The 530-nt window shown below is 40.6% G+C and carries 1 protein-coding gene; it reads right to left on the reverse strand.

All coding sequences use genetic code 11. The annotated features are described in order from the left end of the window. Window positions 1-125: 125 nt before the first annotated feature. Complete coding sequence (locus tag ACQEXS_RS22560; protein ID WP_427015284.1) at window positions 126-407, reverse strand: hypothetical protein; 282 nt, start codon at window positions 405-407, stop codon at window positions 126-128. Window positions 408-530 lie beyond the last annotated feature (123 nt).

Below are 530 nucleotides of genomic sequence, written 5' to 3' on the forward strand. Positions count from 1 at the left end.
CTAACGCCGCGTTAAGTGGTGAACAACGCTAACCACCAAACCTAAAACATTGTACCTTAAACACTAAACTTAACTTAAACTGAAATCGCCACGCGTTGTGAATCCGCCTTAAACGCCTTGTTAGCTTAAATTTCAACGACTTTTGCATACGGGCAAGCACTAACAAGTTCACTTTTAACGCCTTTCATTAAGTGCTCTGGAACCCAAAAGTCCAAAGCTCCATCGGATTTATTAAACAGGGTTACGCACGTCCCTCCAATCGGGTCTTTCACAAACTGAATACGTACAATATTGGAGGTACATATCGTGCTACCTTTTAAGCGAAGGAATCGCTCCACAGCCAGCTTACGGACCGTTATTTGATTACCTTCAATCTCGATAATTGCTTTGAGCTTTGAAGTTTTCAATTCGAACAAACCAAATAAGACTGGAAACACTAATATTGCGCATAAAACTAAAATGATTATTAAAACAATATCCAAAGTTTCGCGCTCCTTTAAGCTAACGCCGCGTTAAGTGGTGAACAACGC

The sequence above is a fragment of the Vibrio sp. TRT 17S01 genome (assembly GCF_050113695.1).
Taxonomy (GTDB): Bacteria; Pseudomonadota; Gammaproteobacteria; order Enterobacterales; family Vibrionaceae; genus Vibrio.